Origin of the sequence: Mesobacillus sp., assembly GCF_047739415.1 — a bacterium.
Classification (GTDB): domain Bacteria; phylum Bacillota; class Bacilli; order Bacillales; family Cytobacillaceae; genus Mesobacillus.
Genome location: NZ_JBIQOE010000067.1, coordinates 1 through 3,824, shown reverse-complemented (window position 1 = coordinate 3,824; position 3,824 = coordinate 1). Strand labels below are relative to the sequence as shown.

Annotated in this window: 4 protein-coding genes; 3 read left to right on the top strand and 1 reads right to left on the bottom strand. The window is 38.2% G+C overall.

Annotated elements, in window-relative coordinates:
- The 3 genes from ACH0QE_RS06095 to ACH0QE_RS06085 form a co-directional block, all read left to right on the top strand.
- A partial coding sequence (locus ACH0QE_RS06095; RefSeq protein ID WP_415799803.1) for a GNAT family N-acetyltransferase occupies window positions 1-425 on the top strand: 425 nt, incomplete at its 5' end.
- Window positions 426-518: 93 nt separating this feature from the next.
- On the top strand, window positions 519-1,709 hold the full coding sequence (locus ACH0QE_RS06090; protein WP_415799802.1) for a DUF2812 domain-containing protein: 1,191 nt from the start codon (window positions 519-521) through the stop codon (window positions 1,707-1,709).
- 50 nt (window positions 1,710-1,759) lie between these two features.
- The gene (locus tag ACH0QE_RS06085; RefSeq protein WP_415799801.1) at window positions 1,760-2,386 is read left to right on the top strand and encodes a class I SAM-dependent methyltransferase; all 627 of its coding nucleotides are present in this window, start codon (window positions 1,760-1,762) and stop codon (window positions 2,384-2,386) included.
- 211 nt (window positions 2,387-2,597) lie between these two features.
- Here the strand turns inward: ACH0QE_RS06085 and ACH0QE_RS06080 are convergent, their stop codons facing one another.
- Window positions 2,598-3,596 carry a DUF3231 family protein gene (locus ACH0QE_RS06080; RefSeq protein WP_415799800.1) on the bottom strand — a complete coding sequence of 333 codons (999 nt, stop codon included), beginning with the start codon at window positions 3,594-3,596 and terminating at the stop codon, window positions 2,598-2,600.
- Window positions 3,597-3,824 lie beyond the last annotated feature (228 nt).

Here is a 3,824-nt window from a genome sequence, read left to right as displayed (position 1 = left end):
CTCCGGAGAATATGAAGGCCTATCTGGATAAGGCATTTAACTTAAAACAATTGGAAAATGAGTTGAGCAACACTTCTTCTGAGTTCTACTTTGTATTTTTTAACAATGAACTAGCCGGGTATCTAAAGGTGAATATTAATGACGCCCAGTCTGAGGACATGGGAAGTGAAGCGCTTGAAGTCGAGAGGATATATATTAAGAGAGAATTTCAAAAGCATGGGCTTGGTAAATACCTCTTTAACAAAGCGGTGGATCTTGCGCAAGAACATAATAAGAGTAAAATCTGGCTGGGTGTATGGGAGAAGAACGAAAATGCAATTGCATTTTATAAGAGAATGGGTTTTGTAGAGAGGGGTTCTCACTCCTTCTATATGGGGGATGAAGAGCAAATTGACATTATCATGGCTCTTGAAATTCAAAAGTAATAAATGAATAATAGGCAGAATAGATGTTTACAGAACATGTTCAGTTAATAGCTTTGCCTAAAATCGGGTGATATTAGATGAGGGGGATGGGGAATGAAAACAGTCTACAAACTCAGCCCCAGTGATTATTGGAGAATCGGGGAGCTTGAAAGTTGGTTGTCAGACATGGCGGCAGAAGGGCTTTTTCTGAAAAAGCTGGGGAGACAGTTCGTCAAGTTTGAAAAAGCTGACCCGAAAAACATGAGGTACAGGGTAGTGGTGTCGATCAATAAAGAGATACCGACTGAGCAAGTTGATATGTATGGCGATAAAGGCTGGGATTTTGTCACCAGTTATGGTTCTTTTCATGTGTTTTCATCAGCTGCTGAGCTGAATGCGCCGGAGCTATACACTGATCCGTTAGAGCAATCGTATTCCTTGAAGGAACTGGATAAACAATTGGTTTTTAATGCTGCTGTCATCGTTTTTGGCCTGCTTCTCATGATTGGTATGTTAGCTTCTAGCTGGTTCCTGGATGGGACACCAACGTTGGTAATGGTGGAGGGAATCATGGTCCATCAAACGCTTTTGGCTATTTACATAAGTTATATCGCTTATGCTTCCTTACAAGCTGCTCTCTCTGTTCGTAGTTTGGGGAAAAAATTAGCTGAAGGTATACCAATTGACCATCATGCTCCGTGGAAAAAGAGACATACATTTCATACAGCTATTACCTTTCTTTTTACGGTGATGATTGGCTTAAGTGCCATTATTCCATTTGTACATCTAATGAAAATGGATACGAAAACATTGCCGGAAAAAGACGTGAATCTGCCGATTGTCAGATTGGCAGATGTCGAGAGCGATCCTAAATTAGAGCGAGCGGAAGATACCTATATAGATAATGATGTGGATTGGGGAAATCGATATTCATATGACTGGAGCCTTTTGGCACCTGTACAATATGAATCTGATGAGACCGGACTGGTTAGGGGTAAAACATGGGAAGATGGCAGCGGGGAGTATTCACCGGCTATACATACACAATATTACCAACTCAGGTTCACTGGCATGGCAGAACATTTGATTTCGGATTTGATCAAACGCTACAGTTTTGAAACCAGCCAGGGTGATTTTGTAGAAAAGAAGCACTCGGACCTCGATCTTTTGATTGTCCATGAAGAAAATGACATGATGGAAGTATTTGCTTCAAGGGGAAACGAAGTCATGTATGTTCATTATTTTGGTTATGCTGATTTAAATTCAGTCATTGAAAATGTGGTTGAGAAGATTCATCAAGAGTAAATCAACATTTTGAATTAAAAGATATTAAACAATTCGAACAGGAGATATGTATGGATTTCTTTAAAAAAATTAGAGAATTTATCGATCGGCATTATAAAACGCCAAAAGGAATAATAGGTACATATATTGGTGAAAAAATGGTGAGGCAGCACAAGACTGAAACAAATTGGACATTAGAGTTAATGAATGTTCAAAAAGGAGACAGGATTTTAGAGTTGGGCTGTGGGGCAGGTTATGCAATTAAATTGCTTTTGGAAAAAGATTTGACTCAAGAAATAGTCGGTTTGGACATTTCTCCAACAATTATTCGTTCAGCAAAGTTAAGAAACAAAAAGGCAATAAAAGAAAAGAGAGCAAAACTAGTGCAAGCAAATCTCAATAAATTGCCCTTTGGTAATGAAAATTCCAACACGGTCTTCAGTATCCAAACCATTTATTTTTGGACTGATATTGATAGAACTTTATCGGAAATCTTCAGGGTTCTAAAGCCAGAAGGAGTTGTAATACTTACTTTTTCTGACGGGAAAAAAGATGAAACCTGGGAAGGCATAAGAGGCATTACTGAAAATCAAGTAATTCCGTATATGAAGAAGGCAGGATTTAATGACGTTGCTTTAATCAAAGGTCCAGATTCAAGGCGGTATCATACCGTTGCGGTAAGGGGAACTAAGCAATAAATCAAGCTTTCAGTCTTCTTTGTTACTCTATAGGAAACCGTTTGTTGAAGAACTAGTCATTAAAATACCCCAAAAACGCAGAGGATGCCAAAACCTCTGCGTTTTTCTATGTGATTGAGTTGTATAAAAGTGAGTGACTTACCTGCTATTTCTCTTGTGAATTTGGATTTTCCACTTCACAATCGAACTACTTAGTGCCACCGTGCGCTTTCTATTGTTTGTGATTTACCATTTGAGGTGGCTCTTCCATCCATCCGTTTTTAACCATGATTTTGGCACCTTTATGAGCATATTCAAAAACATCCTTCGTAAAGATGGTCATTTTTACAGGCAGGTCATTCCGTAAGCTAAAAGCAGTTCCGAGTGAATTGCTTCCCAGGGAAAAACTGCAGAACAGACTTGTACAATACATCATTAACTTATCCGAAAATGGAGCCACTGTGGATTGAGTTGCATTTCCTCCCGATGATTGTGGGGCAGGAAGACTTTCCTGAATCATTAACTCACTTAATTCTTTGACAATCCCTTTAGCAAGCTCTGCTCCCTCATGAAAGAATTTCTTAACCTCGTTATCATTGGCGCTTTGGGCAAACCCTAAGATCATCTGCAAACCTGTGAGATTTGCTTCGATTCCTTTTTGGATATGGGCCACCTCGAGTGTGTTTAAGGTCCTTTTCTGGTTAAATGGATTGATGGGTAGCCCGCCAAAGTAATCATAATTCTTTACAAATTCGACCGACTTTGGCATCGGTACGAACGGAGTTCTAACGAGCAGCCCTTTTTCAAGTAAATATTGCGTGCAAATCCTGTAATATTTCTGGCTGAGAGCGGTAAGGTCTGTTATAAGAATATTTATATCCTCACGAAACGTCATCGTTAAATTCAATGCGTGCATTCCCATACTGATTTCTTTTAATAATCGTACAAACATAATATCAAAGCCATTGTCGAATAACTTAGGAACATGTTTATTTACATCCTGTTCGGTATATCCGACTGGAATGACCGCGCCTTCCTGTTCAAAGATTTCTACGATTTTGCCTACATATACCTCAAGTTCTCCATACAAACTTGTCATAATTTCCTTGGCTTTTTCATCATCAGCTTTGTCTATAAAGTATTCCAGTATTCGTAAAATCATTGTTTTTTCTTGATAGGTAAGCCATAAAGTGGCTAATTCGGAAGAAGTAATGGAAGCTTTCTCTGGCACAGGTAATCCTCCCTAATATCATTTAATTTTAGGGTGTGATTAACTTGTGATTTTATGCCATTTTTTTTACTGTTTACCATTTAATCCTGGGTAAATGCTGTGTTAACTTCTTATCATTTTTTAGAGCTTTTGATTTTTAAATTAACGTTTATCTAAACTTTCCAAGAGCCATATCCCCATATTGGTAATAAAAAAAGAATACAAAAAAAATCACATTAACCAAGAAAA